This window comes from Kribbella koreensis, assembly GCF_039525325.1.
GTDB lineage: Bacteria > Actinomycetota > Actinomycetes > Propionibacteriales > Kribbellaceae > Kribbella > Kribbella koreensis.
The window spans coordinates 221,191-242,566 of record NZ_BAAAHK010000006.1; the positions used below are offsets into that span (position 1 = coordinate 221,191).

General features: G+C 66.3%; 24 protein-coding genes. 7 read left to right on the plus strand and 17 right to left on the minus strand.

The features are described 5' to 3' along the window. Positions 1-15: 15 nt before the first annotated feature. The 4 genes from ABD116_RS13395 to ABD116_RS13410 form a co-directional block, all read right to left on the minus strand. Positions 16-438 (minus strand): DoxX family protein, encoded by a 423-nt coding sequence (locus ABD116_RS13395; RefSeq protein ID WP_343968612.1) that lies wholly within the window; start codon positions 436-438, stop codon positions 16-18. 103 nt (positions 439-541) lie between these two features. Then, complete coding sequence (locus ABD116_RS13400) at positions 542-1,387, minus strand: ABC transporter permease (protein WP_343968614.1); 846 nt, start codon at positions 1,385-1,387, stop codon at positions 542-544. Continuing rightward, entirely contained in the window at positions 1,384-2,349 is a 966-nt protein-coding gene (locus ABD116_RS13405) for an ATP-binding cassette domain-containing protein (RefSeq protein WP_343968615.1), read from the minus strand. The genes ABD116_RS13400 and ABD116_RS13405 overlap by 4 nt, the downstream gene beginning before the upstream one ends. Before the next feature lie 101 nt (positions 2,350-2,450). Beyond that, on the minus strand, positions 2,451-3,044 hold the full coding sequence (locus ABD116_RS13410) for a PadR family transcriptional regulator (protein ID WP_343968617.1): 594 nt from the start codon (positions 3,042-3,044) through the stop codon (positions 2,451-2,453). An 813-nt stretch (positions 3,045-3,857) separates the two neighbouring features. Here ABD116_RS13410 and ABD116_RS13415 point away from each other — a divergent pair. Beyond that, entirely contained in the window at positions 3,858-4,265 is a 408-nt protein-coding gene (locus ABD116_RS13415) for a winged helix-turn-helix transcriptional regulator (protein WP_343968619.1), read from the plus strand. Positions 4,266-4,309: 44 nt separating this feature from the next. Here ABD116_RS13415 and ABD116_RS13420 read toward each other — a convergent pair whose 3' ends face one another. The 5 genes from ABD116_RS13420 to ABD116_RS13440 form a co-directional block, all read right to left on the minus strand. Next, positions 4,310-5,149 (minus strand): alpha/beta fold hydrolase, encoded by an 840-nt coding sequence (locus tag ABD116_RS13420; RefSeq protein ID WP_343968621.1) that lies wholly within the window; start codon positions 5,147-5,149, stop codon positions 4,310-4,312. An 80-nt stretch (positions 5,150-5,229) separates the two neighbouring features. Then, entirely contained in the window at positions 5,230-6,042 is an 813-nt protein-coding gene (locus ABD116_RS13425) for an alpha/beta hydrolase (RefSeq protein ID WP_343968623.1), read from the minus strand. A gap of 45 nt (positions 6,043-6,087) precedes the next feature. Then, positions 6,088-6,441, minus strand: coding sequence for a UBP-type zinc finger domain-containing protein (locus ABD116_RS13430; RefSeq protein WP_343968625.1), 354 nt, complete (start codon positions 6,439-6,441; stop codon positions 6,088-6,090). Then, the gene (locus ABD116_RS13435) at positions 6,438-6,992 is read right to left on the minus strand and encodes an alpha/beta fold hydrolase (protein WP_343968627.1); all 555 of its coding nucleotides are present in this window, start codon (positions 6,990-6,992) and stop codon (positions 6,438-6,440) included. The genes ABD116_RS13430 and ABD116_RS13435 overlap by 4 nt, the downstream gene beginning before the upstream one ends. 48 nt (positions 6,993-7,040) lie before the next feature. Further along, a complete protein-coding gene (locus ABD116_RS13440) occupies positions 7,041-8,855 on the minus strand; it encodes an FAD-dependent oxidoreductase (RefSeq protein ID WP_343968629.1) in 1,815 nt (604 codons plus the stop codon). On the opposite strand from ABD116_RS13440, the gene ABD116_RS13445 reads away from it, so the two are divergent. Together ABD116_RS13445 and ABD116_RS13450 are read left to right on the plus strand one after the other, a co-directional pair. Then, positions 8,854-10,095, plus strand: a complete 1,242-nt coding sequence (locus tag ABD116_RS13445) for an MFS transporter (protein ID WP_343968631.1) — start codon at positions 8,854-8,856, stop codon at positions 10,093-10,095. The genes ABD116_RS13440 and ABD116_RS13445 overlap by 2 nt on opposite strands. Further along, on the plus strand, positions 10,092-11,321 hold the full coding sequence (locus ABD116_RS13450) for a low temperature requirement protein A (protein ID WP_343968633.1): 1,230 nt from the start codon (positions 10,092-10,094) through the stop codon (positions 11,319-11,321). Before ABD116_RS13445 ends, ABD116_RS13450 begins: the two co-directional genes overlap by 4 nt. Here ABD116_RS13450 and ABD116_RS13455 read toward each other — a convergent pair. From ABD116_RS13455 to ABD116_RS13465, 3 genes are all read right to left on the minus strand, one after another. Continuing rightward, complete coding sequence (locus ABD116_RS13455; protein WP_343968635.1) at positions 11,318-11,800, minus strand: winged helix-turn-helix transcriptional regulator; 483 nt, start codon at positions 11,798-11,800, stop codon at positions 11,318-11,320. The two genes, ABD116_RS13450 and ABD116_RS13455, sit on opposite strands and share 4 nt — an antisense overlap. Positions 11,801-11,900: 100 nt before the next feature. Next, the gene (locus ABD116_RS13460) at positions 11,901-13,400 is read right to left on the minus strand and encodes an MFS transporter (protein ID WP_343968637.1); all 1,500 of its coding nucleotides are present in this window, start codon (positions 13,398-13,400) and stop codon (positions 11,901-11,903) included. Next, complete coding sequence (locus tag ABD116_RS13465; RefSeq protein ID WP_343968639.1) at positions 13,400-14,032, minus strand: cysteine hydrolase family protein; 633 nt, start codon at positions 14,030-14,032, stop codon at positions 13,400-13,402. The genes ABD116_RS13460 and ABD116_RS13465 overlap by 1 nt, the downstream gene beginning before the upstream one ends. Positions 14,033-14,197: 165 nt before the next feature. Between ABD116_RS13465 and ABD116_RS13470 the strand changes: the two genes are divergently transcribed. Then, positions 14,198-15,250 (plus strand): aldo/keto reductase, encoded by a 1,053-nt coding sequence (locus ABD116_RS13470; protein ID WP_343968641.1) that lies wholly within the window; start codon positions 14,198-14,200, stop codon positions 15,248-15,250. A 209-nt stretch (positions 15,251-15,459) separates the two neighbouring features. Beyond that, the gene (locus tag ABD116_RS13475; RefSeq protein ID WP_343968643.1) at positions 15,460-16,059 is read left to right on the plus strand and encodes a TetR/AcrR family transcriptional regulator; all 600 of its coding nucleotides are present in this window, start codon (positions 15,460-15,462) and stop codon (positions 16,057-16,059) included. A 57-nt stretch (positions 16,060-16,116) separates the two neighbouring features. Here ABD116_RS13475 and ABD116_RS13480 read toward each other — a convergent pair whose 3' ends face one another. The 4 genes from ABD116_RS13480 to ABD116_RS13495 all read right to left on the minus strand — a co-directional run bounded on the left by ABD116_RS13480 (position 16,117) and on the right by ABD116_RS13495 (position 18,396). After that, on the minus strand, positions 16,117-16,548 hold the full coding sequence (locus tag ABD116_RS13480; RefSeq protein ID WP_343968645.1) for an OsmC family peroxiredoxin: 432 nt from the start codon (positions 16,546-16,548) through the stop codon (positions 16,117-16,119). 8 nt (positions 16,549-16,556) lie between these two features. Next, entirely contained in the window at positions 16,557-17,411 is an 855-nt protein-coding gene (locus ABD116_RS13485; RefSeq protein WP_343968647.1) for an enoyl-CoA hydratase/isomerase family protein, read from the minus strand. A gap of 67 nt (positions 17,412-17,478) precedes the next feature. Next, positions 17,479-17,871 (minus strand): ester cyclase, encoded by a 393-nt coding sequence (locus ABD116_RS13490; RefSeq protein ID WP_343968649.1) that lies wholly within the window; start codon positions 17,869-17,871, stop codon positions 17,479-17,481. Between the two features lie 15 nt (positions 17,872-17,886). Further along, positions 17,887-18,396, minus strand: a complete 510-nt coding sequence (locus ABD116_RS13495) for a CGNR zinc finger domain-containing protein (protein WP_343968651.1) — start codon at positions 18,394-18,396, stop codon at positions 17,887-17,889. Positions 18,397-18,495: 99 nt separating this feature from the next. Here ABD116_RS13495 and ABD116_RS13500 point away from each other — a divergent pair, with 99 nt between their 5' ends. Further along, entirely contained in the window at positions 18,496-19,632 is a 1,137-nt protein-coding gene (locus tag ABD116_RS13500) for an epoxide hydrolase family protein (RefSeq protein ID WP_343968653.1), read from the plus strand. A 7-nt stretch (positions 19,633-19,639) separates the two neighbouring features. Here ABD116_RS13500 and ABD116_RS13505 read toward each other — a convergent pair whose 3' ends face one another. After that, on the minus strand, positions 19,640-20,305 hold the full coding sequence (locus tag ABD116_RS13505; RefSeq protein WP_343968655.1) for a hypothetical protein: 666 nt from the start codon (positions 20,303-20,305) through the stop codon (positions 19,640-19,642). A 161-nt stretch (positions 20,306-20,466) separates the two neighbouring features. Here ABD116_RS13505 and ABD116_RS13510 point away from each other — a divergent pair, with 161 nt between their 5' ends. Beyond that, on the plus strand, positions 20,467-20,910 hold the full coding sequence (locus tag ABD116_RS13510; RefSeq protein WP_343968657.1) for an Hsp20/alpha crystallin family protein: 444 nt from the start codon (positions 20,467-20,469) through the stop codon (positions 20,908-20,910). Positions 20,911-21,376 lie beyond the last annotated feature (466 nt).

Consider the following 21,376-nt stretch of genomic DNA (forward strand, 5'->3'; position numbering starts at 1 on the left):
TTCGAGAGGTTTGTCTCAGCGCCTGAGCAGCGTGCCGACGACGGCCTCAGTGCGCGACCACCGCGTCCTTGCGATCACGGCCGCCACCATGAGTAAGGCGAGCGGCAGCCAAGGGCTCTGCTCGAGCACGAACTGATCGGTGATGACAGCACCGGTCAGCAATGCCGCCAACCCGAGACTGGCCAGGCCCGCCAGAGCCGGGATCAGAAGTCCAACCCCTCCCGCGACCTCCAGCGCTCCGACCAGGTACCGGAGCCACTGGCCAGCCCCGATGTCGGCGAACATGTCCACCATGACCGGGTCGCCGGCGAGCTTCGAGATTCCGCCGCCGGCGATTATCGCCGCCAGCACGACGTGCAGAATCCAGACCCCGATGCTGCCCGCCCGCCCGGGCGTGCGCGCAACGGTTTCCGAGTTTTTCTTGGGGATGGTGCTCATTCGGCTCTCCTTGTCGTGTCCGGGTCTGGTAGCGGTGATGGCTTTGGCCGAGTGGGCCGGGTTGTCGGAGTTGATTTCGACCAAGTGCTCGCGGTAGCGGCATCTACTTCTTCTTGCGGTAGAGGACCATGGTGATGGGACCGAAGACCGCGACGAGAAGTACGGACGAGACGAGCACCCAGCCGAGTTCCCCGGCGGGCACCGAGCCGTCCATCAGGCCGCGTACCACGGTCGCCAGGTGGGTGATCGGGTTGACCTCGACGACCGCCTGCATCCACCCGGGCATCGTCTTCGGGTCCACGAAGATGTTGCTCACGAACGTCAGCGGGAACATCACCATCATGCTGACCCCCGCCACCGAGTTCGGCGTGCGCAGGATCAGGCTGAGCATCGTCCACAGCCACGACAGGCAGAACGAGAACACCAGCAGCAGCACCTCCGAGAGCACCACGCCGACGGCGCCACCCTCCGGCCGGAACCCCAGGACCAGTCCGAGCGTGATCACGATCGCCGACCCGATCGAGTAGCGCATCACATCGCCGAGCAGGGCGCCGACCAGCGGCGACGGTCGCCACACCGGAAGTGACCTGAACCTGTCGAACACCCCCTTCTGGATGTCGGTGTTCAGCGTTATGCCGGTGTTCATGGTGATCATGACGTTCGCCTGCACCAGGATCCCGGGCAGCAGGAACTGCAGGTACTCCTGAGTCGACCCGGCGAGCGCGCCACCGAACAGGTAGGTGAACATCAGCGTGAACATGATCGGGAACATGGTCACGTCGACGAGCTGCTCCGGGACGTGCTTGATCTTCAGCAGAGCGCGCCAGCCGAATGTCAACGAGGTGCGCACCGGGCCGGGGCGAGACGGCCGCTCACCGGCCAACAGCACGCTGCGCAGCGCGTCCTCAGTGACCGGCGCCGACCCCTGCTCCGCGGACGTGGCGGTCATGCGGCATCCTCCTCGGGTGTCTCCTCGGCGGCGTGTCCGGTCAGGGTGAGGAACACCTCGTCCAGGCTCGGCTGACCGAGCGCGAACTCGGTGACGTCGATGCCGCTGCGGGACAGCTCGGCCAGGGCGCGGGCGACCCGCTCGGGGTCGGAGATCCGCGCGGACAGCGCGGCCGGGTCAGCGGACGGTTCGGCCGCCACCTCGAGGACGCCGGCGAGGACCCGCTCTGCCTCGGCCCGCTGCTCGGGCGCACGTAGCCGTACGTGCAGCGAGCCGGCGCCGACCGATGCCTTGAGCTCGCCGCTCGAGCCCTCGGCGATCACCTTCCCGTGGTCGATCACCGCTATCCGGTCGGCCAACTGGTCGGCCTCGTCGAGGTACTGCGTGGTCAGCACCACGGTGGCGCCCTCGGCGACCATGCCCCTGACGATCTCCCAGACCTGGTTCCTGCTGCGCGGGTCGAGCCCGGTCGTGGGCTCGTCGAGGAAGATCAGTTCGGGGGTGACGACCAGGCTCGCCGCGATGTCGATGCGCCGGCGCATCCCGCCGGAGTACTTCTTCACCTGCCGGTCGGCCGCCTCGGCAAGACCGAACGCGTCGAGCAGGTCGGTCGCCCGCTCCCTGCCTCGGCGGCGTGAGTAGCCGAGCAGTCTGGCGAGCAGCAACAGGTTCTCCACCCCGGTGAGGTCTTCGTCGACCGACGCGAACTGCCCGGTGAGGCCCACCCTGCTCCGCACCGCCTGGGCGTCACGCACGACGTCGTAGCCGAGCACTTGCGCCTCTCCGGCGTCGGGGCGCAGGAGCGTGGCCAGCATGCGGATCGTGGTGGTCTTGCCCGCCCCGTTCGGACCGAGCACGCCGTACACGCCCCCGGCGCTCACGGCCAGGTCCACACCGGCGACCGCGTGGGTCGTGCCGAAGCTCTTCTTCAACCCTCTCGTCTCGATCGCGAGCTTTTCCATGGGTTCGATTCCTTCTCTCGGAGTTGCGAACGGATTGGTGAGCTAGTCAAGTTTGACTACTTGGCCAGAGCAGACAAGGACGAAACGTCTGGTCAAGTTGACTAGGCGCGCATCTTGAGGTGACCGGGGACCGTTCGCCACGAACCCGGATCATCGGCCATGGTGTAGGCGCCCTCAGACAGTCGTTTGCTCAGGCCCTTCGCCCACTCCAGTTCGGTGCGTGCCTGTCCAGCCCACAGTTCGGCCTGATCGCGGACGTGCTCGGGGGCGTCCCTATTGGGGTGCTCCCGCCACTCGGCCTGCACTACGAGCTCCGCTTCCAGTCGCGCGACCCGCTCGTTGACCTGCGCGATGGCATCTGCCCTGGTCAGCATGGGCAACATGGCGATGGACGCGTTGAGCATGTCCGGGTCGTGGGTGCGCCGCAGACCGTCGCGGACCAGTTCGACCATCTCGTCACGTCCCCGAGCAGTCGCGCGATACAGAACGCGCTCCGGCCCGGAGTTGCCCGGCTCGGCGTGTTCGGTGAGGAGGCCATCAGCAGCCGCCTTCTTCAGCGCGTGATAAATCGAGCCGGGCTTGATCTTGGCCCAACTCTCCGCACCCCAGCTCTGCAGTTCGGACCGCACCTGGTAGCCATGCGCGCCGCCGGAGAGGTGCACGATACCGAGTACCAGGAGCTTCGTCGCCGACATGCGCCCACCTCCGCTCAACCCTCTCGTCTCGATCGCGAGCTTTCCCATGGGTTCGATTCCTTCTCCCGTGTTGCGAACGGACCGGCTGAGGCTAGTCCAGTTTGACTACTTGACCAAAGTACACGAGGAAGAAACGTCTAGTCAAGCTTGATTAGGCGCGCATCTTGAGGTGACCGGTCGCAGCCGGGTTGCCGAACCGTACAGGTTGCTGAAGGCAACGAACCGGCTGGTCCGACAGGATCGTAGGCCGCGAGCATGGCACGGAAACCTTCGTCGTCCATCTGGTAGACGTCCACTTGCAGCCGTACCCAACTGTCGGCGTGCTGCGGGCCGATCTGCTCGATGCGGAAGTGGGTGGCTGCCTGCTCGACCGGCTCAGCGCGGCGTACGACCTGGACATCGGTCAGACCGGGCGCGACTCCGTACGACGCCGCGATCTCGTCCCAGTCCGAACCCCGTCGCCTGCGACCAGAACGACAAAGTGTCCCGCGGCGCCGCCAACGCGACAACCGAGCCGAACCGACGCCGCATCAACCCCAGCACAGACGACCCGGGACCGGACTCATCCGCAAGACCCCAGAGCGACTCCGCCTCGACCCGTTCAATCCGCTCGATCAACTCCACCCGGCCATCATGTCTTCCTTGCCCTTCAATGCCTAGCTTGCTTGTGGCAAGTCAGGGGGTAGACTGGCGCGGCTGCTGGGCAAGCCAGATCGTCGTGCAGGCTCGCGGCTCACTGGACAGGAGGAAGGCGGCGCAATGCCCGTTGCGAAATTTCAGCATCAGAGTTGTTCGGTCGCTCGGAGTCTTTCGGTGCTGGGGGAACGCTGGACGCTGCTGATCCTGCGTGACGCGCTGGAAGGAATGACTCGGTTCGGGAGCTTCCAGGAGTCTCTCGGGATCGCGCCCGATGTGCTCACCGACCGGCTGAACACCCTGGTCGAGTACGAAGTGATGAGACGTGAGGCCTATCAGGAGCCAGGCCGCCGCACCCGGTACGAATACGAGCTCACCGAGGCCGGCAAACAGCTCCACGTCATCATCGGCGGCCTCCAGCAGTGGGGCGACGCGAATCTGCCTTGGCCGGAGGGCCCGACGGCTTTGAGGCAGACACGCGGTACGTCGAAGCCCCTGCACGTCGGGTTCGTCGACGAGGACGGGCGTGAGGTTCCGCTCGACGAGGTCGACACGGTGCATTTCAACGACTACCCGAACCGATAGGCAGGCCAGGGTGCCGGGGTCCCGGCGCCCTGGTCGCAGTCATGTCAGCGCACGGTCTTCGCGGCCGTGGTGATGATCGCGGTCACGTCCGACGGATGGGAAACCATCGCCAAGTGAGATGACTCGATCCTGACCACGTGTGACTTGGCCCGGGCGGCCATCACTTCCAGCTCCGCCGGTGGGATCACTTTGTCGGCGGTCCCGATGAGAGCCCAGGACGGGATCGACACCCAGGCGGGGGTACCGGAGGGCTCGTCGAGGGCACTGGCGGCCAACGGCCGCTGACTGGCGGCAAGCACGGCCGCTGTGCCCGGCCGGACGTCGGCGGCGAAGATCTGGCGGAAGAGCTCCTGCTTGACATAGAGGTCCACGTTGCCCCCGCCGCCCGGAATGGGCACGAAGTCGAACACCGTACTCGGATCGGCAACGGCTACGCCTGAGCCCGGCTTTGCCGCAGCCAGTTGCACGACCGATTCCGCGGCATCGGGCATGAAGGCATCGATGTAGACCAGTGCCTTGACGTTGGGGTTTCCCGTTGCCGCATTGGTGATCACGGCTCCGCCGTAGGAGTGACCGACCAGCACCAACGGGCCGCTGATACTCGACAGGTAGCCGGCCAGATAGGCGGAGTCGGTGGCCAGTCCTCGTAGTGGGTTGGGCTCCACCATCACGCGATATCCGCGGCCTTGAAGCCGCTCGGTGACGGCCGACCAGCTGGAGCCGTCCGCCCACGCGCCGTGGACCAGCACGATCGTCGGCTTGACTACCGACGAATCATCAACGGCCGCCGCCGAGCGACCGGCACCACCTGTCAGCGTCAGCCCGAGTGCGCCGACCGCCAATACGGCGATCAGTCCTCGGACAGCGTTCCTCATCTTGGGCATGACCTCTCCTAGTTGTAGCTGTAGCCGAGCATTGGTTGATCCGTACTACGGGCTCCGCGGCCCGACTGATGTCGAACAACTCAGCCTTGGTGGCTTCCGGACGTCTCCTGAAGCCATCGCAGGGTGTGTTCGGCGATCTCCTGCCAACCGGAATCGAAGACATAGGAATGGCCACGGTCCGCGAAGACCTCGTAATCGGTCCTGGCGTTGCGCTCATACAGCCCGAATGCCTGCCGCGCGACGACCTCCGGAACGGTGTGATCCTTCCCGGCGCCGATGATCAGCAGCGGTCCCCGATCGGCTGTCGCGGTATCGACGGCCGTCGGCGAGTTCGGGTCCTTCTTGGCTTCGGTTGCCTCGAACAACGGGCGGCCCGGACCGGGGATGGCCCATCGCTCGAAGAGTTCGCCCGCCTCCGCCTTCGTCACCGCGTTCCCGAAGGCATACCGGAACTGTCGGCGGGTGAGCGCCACGGCCCTGGACCGGTTGGCCTTGCTTTTCAGCACCGGGAGCGCAGACCTGACCTGGGCCAGCGGCAACTTCGTGACGCCCTTCATCGGTGCGGGGCTGAGCGCGACCGCCGCCGAAGCGACCTTCTGCGCAAGGAGCTTCTGCGCGACCAGTCCACCGAAGGAGTGGCCGACGACGATCGGCCGTTCCGGAAGATTGCGCGCGATCTTCTCGTACGCCTCGGTGACAGCCTGGATCCCCACTCCACCCAACCCACTGGCATCGGCGCGGGTCTGAGCCGCCGTGGCGAGATCGCCTGGCCATCCAGCCACGAGCGGGTCGTAGCCCGCTTGCCGAAACAGCTGCACCCACGGCTCCCACGCATCCGAATGGATCCACAACCCATGGACGAACAACACTGGCCTGCCTTGACTACCTGACATGACACTCCTTGACTGCAATAGATTCGGTCGTTACTGAGGACTGCGTTACGGGTGCAGCTTCGACGGCCAGTCGGCCGGCACCCGTCCCTGTGGACCGGGAACTGACTGGTCCTGCGGGTGTTGGGTCGGTGCTGCCAGAACGGGCCCGTCGAGGAAGTTGTCTGTGCGGTAGTCCCAGAACCAGTCCTCGCCGGGCTCGAAGCTCTGGATGACCGGGTGGCCGGTCGCCTCGGCGTGAGCGGTCGCGTGCTGGGACGGCGAGTTGTCACAGCAGCCGATGTGGCCGCAGGCAGCGCAACGCCGTAGGTGAAACCACCATCCACCTGTTGCGTCACACTCGACGCAACCTGTCCCGCTTGGCGGGACCGATGTGTCGATGGCTTCGGATTGCCGACTCATGCTGCGCCTCCGTGGTTGTTGGCGGTCGTCGTGGCCTGGCGCAAGGCGACGAAATCTGTGACGGTCTTGACGAACTTTTCGGGCTCGCCGACGACCAGGGTTGGGACGTCCACCTCGGCAAGCCGATCCCGTACGTCCCGCAGGTCCGGCCTGCGTTTGGGATCCACCGTCAGATCGACCGTCCGCTGCCACTCAGCCAGCTGCTCGGGCTGATCCAGAGCGAGTTGCAGCGCGACGAACCCGCCGTGCGAGTGGCCGAGGAAGTAGACCTTCGCGTCGCCGAGCTGCTGGATGACTTGGTCTGCGAAGTAGGCGTACCTCTCGACGCTGTAGTTACCGTCGGGGAGCAGATCCGACTCCCCCGTACCGACGGGCGCGAGATAGACCATGGTCATCTCCCGCTCGAGGTCAGGCATTCGCAAGTACGGCCAATGGATCCCGGGGCCACCAGGGTGGACGACACAGGCAGGACCACGGCCGGCTACGTGATAGCCGAACCTCAGCCCGTCGATCGTGACCACGTGCGATCGAGGCGTCGACGCGTCAGACATCTGGAGAGCTCCAATTCTTGGGGACGATGGTGGCCTGGCCGGCGCTGCTCAAGCTCTTGCCAGCGCGGCATGGGTCGATGCCACCGCGCTGGCGCCTTCGCCGACGGCCGCCGCGACCCTTTTCATCGAGCCGTGGCGCAGATCGCCCACTGCGAAGAGGCCGGGAGTGCTGGTCTCGAACGGCAGCGGCCGGCGGCCGTTCCACTCGGGTCCCAGTTGATCCTGCGGAATCAGCGCGTCGGTGAGGATGAAGCCGTGGTCGTCACGGACGACCTCGCCGAGCCATTCCGAGGCGGGTTGGGCACCGATGAAGCAGAACAGCGCGGAACTCTCGCCCGTGAGCTCGTTGCCGGCGGCATCGGTGAGTGTGAGGCCCGTCAGGTAGTTGTCGCCGTACAGCGCCGTGACCCGGGTCGAGGTCCGAACGGTGATGGCCGGGTCCGCGAGGATCCGTTCGACCAGGTAGCTCGACATCCCCGTCCTGATGTCGGCGCCTCTGATCACGAGGTCGACCTGACACTTCTTGGAGGCAAGAAAGATGGCCGCTTGGCCGGCCGAGTTCGCCCCGCCGACGACCGTTACGGGCAACCCGGAAAGCCTCCGGGTCTCGACCTCGGTCGCGGCGTAGTAGATGCCCGCGCCCTCGAATTCCGGCCATCGTTCGAGCGGCAGCTTGCGGTACCTCGCTCCGGTCGCGGCAACCACGGCTCGTGTCGCGATGACCGTCCCGTCCACCAGGTGAATCTTGTGCTCACCGCCGCTCGACTCAAGCCGTGCCACCTCGCACGGGCTGTAGACGCTCGCACCGAACTTCAACGCCTGGGTATGCGCCCGGCCGAGCAGGTCTGCTCCGCTCAACCCGTTCGGGAAGCCGAGGTAGTTCTCGATCCGGGAACTGGCCGCAGCCTGTCCACCGGGGCCGATGCTGTCCAGCAGCACCGTCTCAAGCCCTTCGGACGCGCCGTACACCGCAGCCGCGAGCCCGGCCGGTCCCGCCCCCACAACGACCAGGTCGACACTCTTGTCTGCCTCGGCAAACCGGTAGTTGAGGCCCAAGAGCTCGGCCAGCAGCCCTGGTGTCGCGTGGCGGATCACTCCTGCCGCGGTGATCGCTACCGGGAGATCGCCAGGTGTCAGCCCAGTTGCTCTCAGCAACTTGAGACCTTCGGCCGTGCCCGAATCGAGCCACTGGTGTGGCAGTTGCAGGCGTGCCGCGTAGGTACGCAGCGCCAGTGACGACGCGGTCCGCTCCTCGCCGACGATTTCCAGCGACCGCGCCGCGCTGGCCTTGAGCTCGTTGCGGCGCGCCATGAAGGTGGTCAGCAAGATGTCCGAAAGTTCGGCATCCTCGGCCATCAACCGGCGAAGCTCCGTCGGTGTGATCCGGTGTACCTGACCCGCCTCAGCCATCCGTCCGGTCAGATAGACCGCCTGTCCGCTGAGCAGGCTGATCTCGCCCAGAACCCCTCCCGGCCCCTCGCGCGCGATCACCTCCGCGGCTTCGCCGGCCCGGAGCTCACGAACGACCTCGGCGGCGCCGCTGTCGACCAGGACCAGGTCGTACGAAGGGTCGCCGGGGCTGTAGAGCACCTCACCGGCCTCAGCATCGTGCGGGGTGCCGTACATGCGGAGTCGATCCAGCTGTTCCGGGCTGAAGACCGCGGAGGTATGCGGGTGGGCCTGATCTTCTGACGGCATCTTCGTTCCCTCGATGGTCGGCTCCGGCGGAGGTCCGGTTCGTGTTGACTTGTAAAACACTAGCCAGCATACTTGCGATAGTCCAGTCGGATACCGCTCGGCAATTCGTTGCTTCGGGCCCCTTCTGTATGCCTTCCATCCAGCTGAGGACCAGGAGCCCGTCATGACGACAACCTCACCGCCGCAACTCGCGGGCAGCATCGAGCCACGACGCTCAGGTGAGCGGAGACGCAGGATCGGCTTCGCGGGAATGGCCTGGGTCTCGCTGTCGCTCTCGATCGCAGCCGCCGCACCTTCGCCGCTCTACGTTCTGTACCAGGCAGAGTGGGGTTTCGCGTCCTGGCTACTCGGGCTGGCGTTCTCGGTCTACGCGTTCGCGTTGCTACTGGCCCTGGTGACTGTCGGCTCGTTGTCCGACTATCTCGGCCGCAGACCCGTCCTGGCCAGTGCCGCCCTCGCCCAGCTGACAGCGATGACGCTGTTCCTGGTCGCGCCGAACATCGGCACGGTTCTCGCAGCCCGGACCCTGCAAGGGTTCGCCACCGGAGTCGCGACCGCAACCGTCTCGGCCGCGCTGACCGATCTGGCGCCAAACAGGAACCGGCAGCTCGGTGCCGTGATCGCCGGTATCGCCCCGCTGGCCGGACTGTCGGTAGGCGCGATCTCCACCGGCCTGATCGTGCACGCGGCGCACACCCCCATACCGATCGTCTTCACCGCGCTCGACGTCCTTTTCGTGATCGGCCTGGCGGTCGTCGTAGCCGCGCCCGAATCGGTACAGCGCCGCGGCGGCGCTTGGAAGAGCCTGGTGCCACGCCTCCGGATCCCGCCGGCTGCCAGGACTGCCTTCGTCGCGAGCTCGCTCCTCAACGTCGCGGTCTGGACCACCAGCGGGCTCTGCCTTGGGCTGGTCGCGGTGATCAACCGCGATGTCTTCGACCTGCACAACGGCCTTGCCAACGGCGGCATCATCGCCCTGGTGATGGGTGTGTCCACCGCGACAGCGATCGTCACGCGGCATCTCGACGCCCGCTCCAGTGGACTGATCGCCACGACCACGCTGGCGGCAGCAGCCGCAGGGATCGGCGTCGGTGTGGTGGCCACGAACCTGGTGATCTATCTGGTTGCCTCGGTCGTGGCCGGAATCGGTGTCGGTACGGGATTCGGCGGCTACATCCGGCTCCTGACCCCCACCACTGGTTCCGAGGATCGCGCCGAGCTGTTCACCGCGATGTATGTGGTCAGCTATCTGAGCTTCGGCTTACCAGTGGTGGCAGCAGGCGCCTTCATCGATTCGGCCGGGCCCCGGCCTGTCATCACCGTCTTCTGCGCCTTGACCGCGGTGTCGGCCGCCCTGGGCAACCTGATGCTCAAACGATTCGCGAGCCGTGGGTCTGATCGATGACTTCCAGTACCTCCCCGGCCGGCGTCTCCGGCGTACTGCGGGACAACTCCCCCGATCCGGAACGCGTCACCTACCTGGAGCTCTTCTTCGATCTCGTCTTCGTCTTCGCAATCACCCAGATCTCGGCCGTGCTCACCGTGGAGCCGACATTCCTGGCCCTGGCCCAGGGTCTGATCATCTGCCTGGCGGTCTGGTGGGTCTGGGTCTACACCGCGTGGGCTACCAACTGGCTCAACCCCGAGACCCGGTCGGTCCTGCGGCTCCTGCTGGCCCTGACCGCGATCGGACTGGTGATCAGCGAATCCATCCCGTCCGCGTTCGGCCATCGCGCGCACCTGTTCGTCGCGGCCTATCTTGCCTACGGAACCTTGCGCACAGTCGGGGTGATCGCGGCCACGCGTACCGCAGCACCTACTGTCGCCGCCGGGCAGTGGCGCATCCTCGCCTGGTCGATCGGCTCCGGAGCGTTGTGGACGGCCGGCGCCGCTCAACATCGCGAGACCTGGCGGGTCGCCTGCTGGGGCCTGGCGATTGCCACCGAGTACGCCGGGCCCGCGGCGTTGTTCTGGCTCCCAGGTCTGGGCAGGTCCTCCTGGGGCGCGTGGCGGATCCGGGGCGGGCACTTCTCCGAGAGATCCGCGCTCTTCGTGATCATCGTGCTCGGTGAGTCGATCCTCGTCATCGGCAACGCGCTCGACACCGATCAACTCACCCGGCCGGTCGTACTGGCCGCCGCGGTGAGCTTCATCGGCGCCGCCCTGCTGTGGTTCCTCTACTTCGCGCACGGGCAGGCGAGAGGCCGCGACTTCCTCGCCGGCCGGATCTCGACCGGACCCGTGGCCCGGCTCTCGTACACCTATCTGCACGGAGCGCTGATCGTCGGCCTGGTCGCCACCATCCACGGTTCCGAACTCGCCCTGCACCGCCCGATGGAGCTTGCGACGACGCCGGACAGCGTTCTGGTACTTCTCGGCCCCGCCCTCTATCTGGGTGGACTGGTTGCGTTCAAGTCATCGATCGGCGTGCGAGTCGGCCAGATTCCCGCACATCTGCTGGGTATCGCCAGCCTGACCGCCCTGTTCGGACTCTCCGCATTGCACGCCGTCTCAGCCACGCTGCTGGAACTGGCCACCGGCGCCATGGCGACGATGCTCCTTATCGCCATCTGCGACGAGATCCTCTACCTGCGCCGCACCCGGACCGAGCCGATCACCGTGGGCCGCTAGTCGGCGCTGCGGACCGGATAGGCGGCGGTGCGCACGAAGTCGACGTCGTCGACGCCACGCAGCTTGGCCGGGTTCTCGACGAAACCGACCCGGACCGGTCGATGGGTTCCCTTCGTCTCCCGCACCATGGTGGGGCCACAGGCCGGAGGAACGAAGTCGTCTCCCCACTGCTGGAGCGCCGCCAGTACCACCCGCAACTGCCGGCCCGCCTCGGTCGGGTGATAACTCATCCGAGGACGTGAGCCCTGTTCGCGATACTCGTGTTTCTCGAGCACACCCGACGTCACCAAGGTCGCCAGCCGGGCGGTGAGAATGTTCGGGGCGATCCCCAAGGCGTCCTCGAAATCGGCGAACTTCGTCACACCGTTGATCAGCGCCTCACGCAGGATCAGGAACATCCACCGCTCGCCGACGATCCCAACAGTCCGCTCGATCGAGCAGAACGCGGCTTCTGCCGGCGTGGTCAGGGCAAGACTCATCCCGACAGCGTAGGCCAGGTAGCACAGCGCTAGCCAGCGCCTCCACGCCGGACGCAGTCACGACAGTGCTGTGAGTCACGACTCCTGGACGCCAACTTGGTCAGTCGTGCCGCAACACGACCGGCTGGCAGGCGTGCTGTACGCCGGGCAGAGCGTTGCGGCGCACGCTTATCCCGGAACGAACCGTCAGGAACGCGATGAGTCCCCCCACTGCACACATCGCCGCGCTGATCAGCATGCTGGTACCGAATCCTGCGCTCAGGGACCCGGCATCCGCGGCACTACGAACCTCGACGCCGGCCACACCCGGCAGCACCGCGACGGAAATCAGACCAGCAACACGCGCGATCGCATTGTTCGCGCCCGATGCTGCGCCGGCCCGATCGTCACCGACGGATGCCAGCACCGCGGAGGTCAGCGGCGCGATCGTGATCGCCAGGCCCAGCCCGAACACCAACACACCAGGCAGGACACCGCTCAGATACCGGGTGTCCAGCCCGATACCTGACAGCAGCACGAATCCGGCCGCGGCCAACAGCGGGCCCGCCACCATCGCAAGCCTGGGTCCGGTGCGTTGAGTCACTGCACCGACCCAGGTCGACAGCAGCAGGATCTCCAGCGTGATCGGCAAGGTGGCCAGGCCTGTCTGGGTTGCGGAGTACCCCATGGACATCTGCAGGAACAAGCTGAGCAGGAACAAACCGAGACTCAAGGCTCCGTAGATCATGAAGGTCAGAAGGTTCGCCCCGGCGAACTGGCGCGACCGGAACATCGTCAGCGGCAGCAGCGGCGCCGGATGACGCGATTCGATGACCACAAAGGCGACAAGGAGCGCGGCACCGCAGACACCTGCCGCAATCGTGACGGGTGTCCATCCGTTCATGGGCACCTCGATCAGGGCGATGGTCACTCCTCCCAGGCCGAGAGTGGCGGCGACTGCCCCGGCGGCATCCAGCCTGCCTGGCGCGGCCATGCGGCTCTCCGGTACGTGCCGGACTGTGGCGGCCAGTGCGATTGCGGCCAGTGGCACGTTGATCAGGAACACCGCTCGCCAGGAGATCGTGTCGACCAGCCAGCCTCCCAGCAGTGGACCGAGGGCACTCGAAACTCCGGACAGCCCGGCCCACGCTCCGATCGCGCGGCCCCTGTCGTCGGCGCGGATCACGCCGTCGATCAGCGCGAGGCTACTGGGCACCAGCAGCGCTCCCCCAATGCCCTGCGCGAGCCTTGCCGCGACCAGGACGGCGGGTGTCGGCGCGAGTCCACAGGCGATGGACGCAGCGGTGAAGATGACGAGGCCGATCAGGAACAGCCGCTTCCGGCCGCGCCGGTCCCCGAGGGCTCCGCCCAGCAGCAACAGGGCGCTCAGCGTCAGCAGGTAGCCGTCCATCACCCACTGCAGAGTGGCGAACCCACCACCGAGGTTCCGCGCGATCGACGGCAACGCCACGTTCACGACCGAGCCGTCCAGGAAGACGATGCCCGAACCGAGCGCGGTGACGGCGATCAGCCATCGGCCCCCGCGCGAGGACAAGGCCAGCCGGCCCGGTGCAGCAGAGCCGGCCGCCACAGCGGCCCGTCCGTCACCTGCGACCGTCATCAGGTCAGCCCGGGCTGACGGATGCCGGCCAGAAACTCGTCGATGGTCGACACGACGTGACCGAACCGTGGGTAGGAGATGTCGATCGCGGCACGGTGCGCCTCCTCGGTGAACTCGGCGACCGCGTCGGTCAGGAAGGTCACGTGGTACCCGGCCTCGAGAGCATGCCGGCCGGTTCCCTCGACGCAGGTCTGCGACGTCAGCCCCGCGAACACCACCTTCTCGATCCTGTTCTCCCTGAGCAGATCATCGAGATCGGTGCCTCTGAACGAGTCGTACATCCGGTGCCTGCTCACGACGACGTCACCGGCGGCCGGCCTGAGCGGCTCGTAGAAGTCGGCTCCGTAGCTGCCCTTCCAGAACAACTGGTGGGCCAGGCCACCCTGGAAGGTCGGGTGGACGTACTTGAGGTCGTCGAAGCTGTGCTCGTCCAGGCCGTGCGGGGCGTAGAAAGTCTTCACCCCGGCGCCCCGGGCGCCTTCGAGCAGCCGGGCCAACTGTGACCTCAGATCGAGCTTGTCGCGCATCTCACCGATCTGAGCGTTGAGCTTGCCGTCGTCGGCCAGGAAGTCGTTCAGCACGTCGATCAGGATCAGGCCGGTGCTCACGGCGTCGTACTGAGCGGAGTCCATCGAGGGGTCCTTCGTCTGGGCGTGGTCGGAGTCGCTGGTCGCCTGCAGCCACCACTGATGCGCAGCTCTTAATTAGATGGCGACTGTAATCTAACGTATGCTGACTTGTCTAACACTAGTCAGAATCGACGGTGTCGGACTCACTACTCTTCAGGGGAGCTGCAGATGCGGTACACCACCTTCGGCCGACGGACCGGCCTGCGCGTCTCGCAGTACGCGCTCGGCACGTCCAACTTCGGCACCCGCTGGCCCACCGGGGCCGACGAGGAGTCCTCCCGGCAGATGTTCGAGGTGTTCGCGGAGGCCGGCGGGACCTTTCTCGACACCGCCGACACCTACCAGTTCGGCGAATCGGAGACCCTGCTCGGCCGGTTCCTGGCCGGCCGCCGGGACCACTTCGTTGTCGCGAGCAAGTACTCTCACGCCTCCGTCCCCAACGGCGGGTTGCTGGAAACCGGCAACAGCCGCAAGACGATGGTCCGCGCGCTCGAAGCGTCTCTGCGGCGACTCGACACCGACTACCTCGATCTGTACTGGGTCCACTCGCCGGACTTCGTGACCCCGATCGAGGAGATCGTCAGCACGCTCGATCACCTTGTGCAGCAGGGAAAGATCCTGCACGGCGGCCTGTCCAACTTCCCCGCCTGGCGGATCGCCCGCGGTGCCACGCTCGCTGACCTGCGCGGCTCCGCGTCATTGATCGGGGCCCAGTTCGAGTACAGCCTCGCCGCCCGGGACGCCGAGCGCGAACTCCTGCCGATGACCGAAGGTCTCGGGCTGGGAAGCACCCTCTATTCACCACTCGGCGGCGGACTACTCACCGGCAAGTACCGGCACAGCAAAGAGGGTCGCCTCACCACGATGAACTCCATCATCCAGCGCGAGGACACCGACCAGAAGACCGCCGTCGTCGATGAGGTTCTGGCTGTCGCGACCGAGCGGGGCGAGAAGCCTTCCCGGGTAGCGATGGCGTGGCTCAATCAGCGCGCTCGCCGATCCTCGACCGCGGTCGTGCCAGTCATCGGACCGCGCACCACCGACCAACTCGACGACTATCTCGCCGCACTGGAGATCACCCTGACCAGCGAGCAGTACGACCGCCTCGAGAAGGTGTCCACTCCCCCACTCGGCATTCCGCACGACGGCGCCCGGCAGACCACGAACGCCGTTCTCGGCGGTCAGCTCGATCACTTCGACCAGTTGGGCGCCGTCAGTTGACGCAGCCCGTCCCCCATTTGCGAACACGATTCACTACCAGAGATGAGTAGGACAGATGACGAAGATCAAGAACGCCGTGGTGCTGGTGACGGGCGCCTGGTCGCCAGCGCGTTCGGGCCGGTACTCGGGAAGAACGGCGGCGAAGTCTTATATATGATCGTCGTCATCCATCAGGCTGAGTGATGTCAGCCCAAGAAGGAGGACGGGCTGTGCGAGTCTCGCGCGAGCAGGCGGCAGAGAATCGGGAGCGGGTACTGGCCGTTGCCGGGCGGCTGTTTCGTGAGCGGGGTTTCGACGCGGTGTCGATCGCGGACCTGATGGGTGCTGCGGGTCTCACACACGGCGGCTTCTACAAGCAGTTCACCTCGAAGGAAGCTCTCCAGGCCGAGGTGTGCGCCCGTGGCGCGGCGGACAGCGTCGCCGCCTTCGACAAAGCGCTCTCCGCGGCCCGGCAGGGCGAGACGGGCAGCTCTAGTGCCTTCGCGGCGCTGCTCGACGACTACCTGTCCGCGAAGCATCGCGACCAGCCCGGCAACGGCTGCACGGTGGCTGCCCTTGCGGGTGACGCCGGCCGGCATGGCGAACGAGTGCAGGAGCAGTTGGCGGCCGGCGTTCGGGGCATGGCCGAGGCTGTCCATGTGATCCGATCCACCGCGGTACGGAGCGCGGGCGACAGCACGGATCAGCTGGACCTGGCAACCTTGTCGGCCATGATCGGCGCTGTCGTCCTTGCCCGGTCGGTACGCGAGACCGATCCCTGGTTGTCCGAGCGGATTCTCTCGGACACCAAGCATCGGCTCGCTCAGTAGAACAGCGCGCCGGCGGGACCGGTCGTCATACAGCCACTCACGCAGCCAGGGTTGCGTTCATCGTGATCGGTACCGAGAGGGCTTTGGAGAAGGCGCACCATGCGCGGGCTCCTTCGGCGATCTCGGCGAACTTCTCCTGCGACGCGCCCGGACCTTGGCCTCGACTGTCAGGTGGATCCCCGCGATGGACGGCCCGTGGTCATCGGTGGCCATGGTGAGGGCGACCGAGGTATGCACGTAGTCGACCGTCAGGTCGTGGTGATCGGAGATGTTGGCGAGCGCGTGGTTGAAGCAGCCGGCATGGCCGGTGGCGAGCAGCTCTTCGGGGATCGCCCCAGCGGCGCCGTCGAAGCGGCTCGCGTAGGTATACGCGGCGTCGCGCAAGGTGCCGGTGGTTGTCGAGAGACTTCCTTTGCCTTGTTTGAAAGGCCCGTGCCAGTCTGAGGTACCGGTAACAATCATGGATGTCTCCTGAAGTCGTTCGGGCACGACGGCGGCTACTTGCCGGCTGCGGGCTTGATCTTGGCGATCTCCTCGCCGAGGTGATACTCCAACGGGCTCTTCTGCTGCAGGCCGTTGTCGAACAACTGAGCCGCGACCGACTGGAACTCCGGACGTGCCGCCGCACCCCAGAAAGCGTCCGAATGCAAGGGGAACTCCTCGTCGGGAAGACGGGTGTACTTGTTGATGAAGCCCTTGATCTCGCCGAGTGCACGGTGATCCCAGTTCGACACGCGGGTGGCGTAGGCATCGACGAAGGCCTCGAACTCGGCGTCGGGGACTGCGCGGTTCACATAGCCGTACCTCTCCGCGAGCGCGCCGTCGAAGTCGTCGCCACCGAGGAGGATCTCGAACGCACGGCCGCGGCCCACGAGAGCCGGCAGCCGTCCGCCCGCACCGCCGCCGGCCACGGCCGTGAAGCCGACCTCCATCTGACCCAGAATCGCCTTCTCCACGCTGGCGAAACGGATGTCGGTGGCCAGGACGAACTCGCTCCCGGCGCCGCGCGCGATCCCACGGATGGCACTGATCGTCACCTGCGGCAGCTTGCTGATCCGCACGGTGATGTCCACCCACGCCGGATAACCCGTCGCACTCGGCAGCGCCTCGGCGATCGACGGATCTCCCGCCAGGTCGTAGTGGGCGAGATAGAAGTCGGGGTCGGCGCTGTCGAACAGCACGACATTGACGGTCTCGTTCTGCTCCAGCTCGGTGAGCAGCACCTTGAGATCGCCCATCATCTCCGCGTCGATCACATTGACCGGCGGGTTGTCGAACGTGACCCGCCAGAAGGTCGGTGACTCCGGAGTGAGCGTGAGATGCCTGGGTTTGTACTCGTCGATGAAGGTCATGCCACGAACATACAAGTCTCACTTGTAAAAAGCTAGCCAGACTGGATCCGGGTAAACTCGGTGACGATCAGAAGCTGGATTGGGCCGCGATCGCATCGCGGTCGATGAGGGACCAGACGTGGGCGATCCGTCCGCCTTCGAACCGGTAGAAGACGTGCTCGGCGAAGGAGACCGCCCTGCCTGTCGGTTGATGGCCGAGGAATGTGCTCGTCGGGGTGCAGTCGAACCAGAGCCGGCAGGCCACCAGGTCGTCACCAATAGACAGCAACTGGGCCTCGAAGCGCAGGTCCGGGACCGCGCGAACATCCTCCGCGATCATGTCGGCGTACTCCTGGCGGCTCAGCAGCTTGTCGTTGTAGACGAGTTCGTCGCAGACATAACGGTCCAGCTCGTCGAACCGCCGGCCGTTCAACGCGTCGAGGTACGCCAGGTACGTGGACTCCAGGTGGTCGTGAACCACGGGTTCTCCCTCAAATCAGCCGGCTTGCTGGTGGCGCTCGCGGTAGACGCGGGTCTTGTGGCGGTTGCCGCAGATATTCATGTCGCACCAGCGCCCTCGACCGCTGCGCGATGTGTCATGGAAGGCCCACCGGCAGTCCGGCGCCGCGCAGAGCTTGACCCGGCTCCAGTCTCCGCGGCCCACGGCCACAACCACCGTCTCGACGAGGGTGTCGAGCCAAGGCCTTCCCGACCGGGCCGCGATTCGCAACCCGCCCGCATCGTCATGGACGAGCTGAAGCGGATAATCCGCGAACGCCGTGGCGACATCGAACTCACCCGACAGCGACTGACGCAGCGCCGCACGAAGAGCGACGGCAGCCGTCAGATCCTCCGGACCCAACTCATCCCCGGCCGCGTGCAGGTCGCACTCCCCCAGCCAGTCCACCAAGCCGCCCGGCGAAGTCAGCCGCTCACCGCCGGCATGGTTCTGACCGTGCCGGCTGAACGATCGCTGGTCGACCGTGTTGAGGAACTCGGCGATCAAGTCCAATCCATCCACGACACCACCATACACAAATACTGGTGTTGCGGACCATCAACACCACTGTTAGCGTTCAACGGTGTCGATGGAAAGGATGCAGAGATGCCCGGCTCCCAGCAAGTACTCACGGTGCCCGACGCCGACCTCGACGACCTCCGCGCACGCTTGCGCGGGACGCGGTGGGCGAAGCCATGGCCGGTCGACGCCTGGAGAACTGGTACCGACAGCGACGAGTTGCGTCGACTGGTCGGCTACTGGTCGACGGCGTACGACTGGCGTGAGCACGAAGCGGCGGTCAACGCCCTGCCGTCTGGGTTCGCCGACGTCGGGGACATATCTGTTCACTACCTGCGTTTCGACGCCGAGCGCGCCGGGGCACTACCGCTCCTGCTGGCCAACGGCTGGCCCAGTTCGTTCCTCGAACTGGCCGGCCTGGCAGACCGGTTGTCCACGCCCTCGCGGTACGGCGGTAACGCGGAGAACTCGTTCACCGTTGTCGTCCCGAGCCTGCCCGGGTTTGGACTGTCTCCGCAGCGGCCGACCCTCGACCAGGCCCCGCTGACCCACGACATCTGGCACCGGCTCATGCACGACGTTCTCGGTTTCGAGCGGTACGGCGTACACGGCTCCGACCTAGGTGCAGGAGAGTCCAGCTTGCTCGCGCAGGCCCAGCCGGAGGCGGTGGCCGGCGTACATCTCCTGGACGCCGCCGGACCGCAAAGCTACGACCCGGCGGGGTTGACCGACGACGAACGCGCTTACCTGGCAGCAGAGAAGGCCTGGTTCGACGCCGAAGGCAGCTACGCCCACCAGCAGGAGACCCGCCCGCTGACCCTCGCCCAGGGTCTGTCCGATTCTCCGTCGGGCTTGCTCGCCTGGATTCTCGAGAAGTATCGGGCGTGGAGCGACTGTGGCGGCGACCCGGCAGGCCGGTTCGGGGACGACTTCCTCCTGACCCAAGCGTCGCTGTACTGGTTCACCAACACGATCTCGACCTCGTTCCGCCCCTATTACGAGCGAGCTCACGGAATCAGGCCGAGCGTCGAACGTGTCGAGGTGCCGACCGCGATCGCCGTCTTCCCCCACGACCTCGGAGGCCGGCCACCCCGCGAATGGATCGAGCGGACCTACCACCTCACCCGCTACACCACCATGGCCCGCGGAGGACATTTCGCCGCCCTCGAGGAACCAGACCTGCTCGCCGCCGACCTCACCACCTTCTTCTCCGAGCTCGCCTGAGGTCGGATCATTCTTTTCTGGTTGTGTGTTCGGTTCGTAGCTGGTCGGTGGCCACGTTGATGCCTGCGACCCGCCCGGCCAGGGTTGGGTGGCTGTGCTCGAGCTTGGCGCCGGCCTCGGCCAACGGTGCCAGCAGCATTGCGGTGTCGCTGTCACCGAGGGCGTGCAGGACCCGGTCGACGCTGGCCTGGGTGGCCGGGTCGAGGTTGTCGAGCACGGTGATCTGCGCGGCGAGCCGGCGCAACCTCGCGGAGTTCTCCCGCGCCCACTGAGTGACGGCCCGGTCGCCGGCGCGCCGGTCGCGGGCTGCCTGGACCCGTTGTTCGCCGGTCACTCCTTCCGGGTCGGTGGTGTGGGGGTTGAGCCGCAGGTAGCGGCGTTCGGCGGCCTGACGGCTGGACACCCCGAGCGCAGGGGCGATCTCGACCCAGCTCGCGCCACGGTCGCGGGCCGCGCCGATCAGCATCGGTTCCCACGCCGCGAGCCGGTCCTGGACGACGCGCAGCTCCGCCAGCGCAGTCAGGACGTCCGTCGAGGTGACGCTTGCCGAGCCCGCCCGGTCGGCGTCGTCGCCGGCCAGGGCGGTGAGCTGCCGGACGGTACGTTCCACGGCGGCGATCGCAGCCGCGGGAGGCGCCTCCTGGTGACCCTGGACCATGCCATCGGCTGCCATCGTCACGCTCCCGTCTGCTCTTCGAACATGTCAGCACTTCGATGACATTTTCTACTTGTCATCGTTCCGTTGACATGCTATATCGGAAATGCAGGGTGACACCACCCGTGGATTGAAGACCGAACTGAAGTCTGTTCGAGGACTGAGGAGGTGCAGGGACGATGTTGATCCGTACCGATCCGTTCCGGGAGTTCGACCGGCTTGCCCAGCAGTTCTTCGGGAGCCAGGGGCCGGGCACGTGGTCACATCCGACGGCGATGCCGATGGATGCCTACCGCGAGGGCGATCAGTACGTGGTGGCGTTCGATCTGCCGGGGATCTCGCCGGAGGCGATCGATCTGGACGTCGAGCGCAACGTGCTCACGGTGAAAGCCGAACGCCGGCCGCTCGAGCTCGGCGAGGACGTGGAGATGCAGGTAGCCGAGCGTCCGCTCGGGGTGTTCTCCCGCCAGTTGTTCCTGGGCGACACCCTCGACGCCGACCGGATCGAGGCCGGTTACGAGGCCGGCGTGCTGACGCTGAAGATCCCGATCGCCGAGCAGGCGAAGGCGCGCAAGATCGCGATCGCCAACAACGACGGCGACCGCAAGCAGATCGACGCCTGACCCGTCGGCGTGCGCCGTGGCGCGCCGACCCGGCGGGACTCGACAAGAACAAGGTCAGGGACACGTTGTCGATGGGGTGAGATCGATGACCGCAATCCAGCAGCAAAGACTCGACGAGGCCGAGGTGTTCGTCGACCTCGTGCTCAGCAACGACGACTGGGTACGGGCCGAGTTCGACGAACTGATCGCCGACTGCTGGGAATCGCCGTGCGAACCACCCCTCGACAAGGGTTGTCCACCCGCCGGCGGATGGTCGGCAGGGCCACCGTCCAGGTGGCCCCGCCAACCAAGGAAACCGGTGCGCTCGACCGCGCCCACTAGCCGGCCGCGCGGACGGGGACGCGGCCCTCCGGGGCCGGGTCGTGCCCACTCCTTGAGTAGTCCGGCCGAGGCGGTCCAGTGAGGACGCCCCGGTGACAGTCCCGTGAGGAGGTGAGCAGATCCCGGACAAATGAAGCCTTGACCC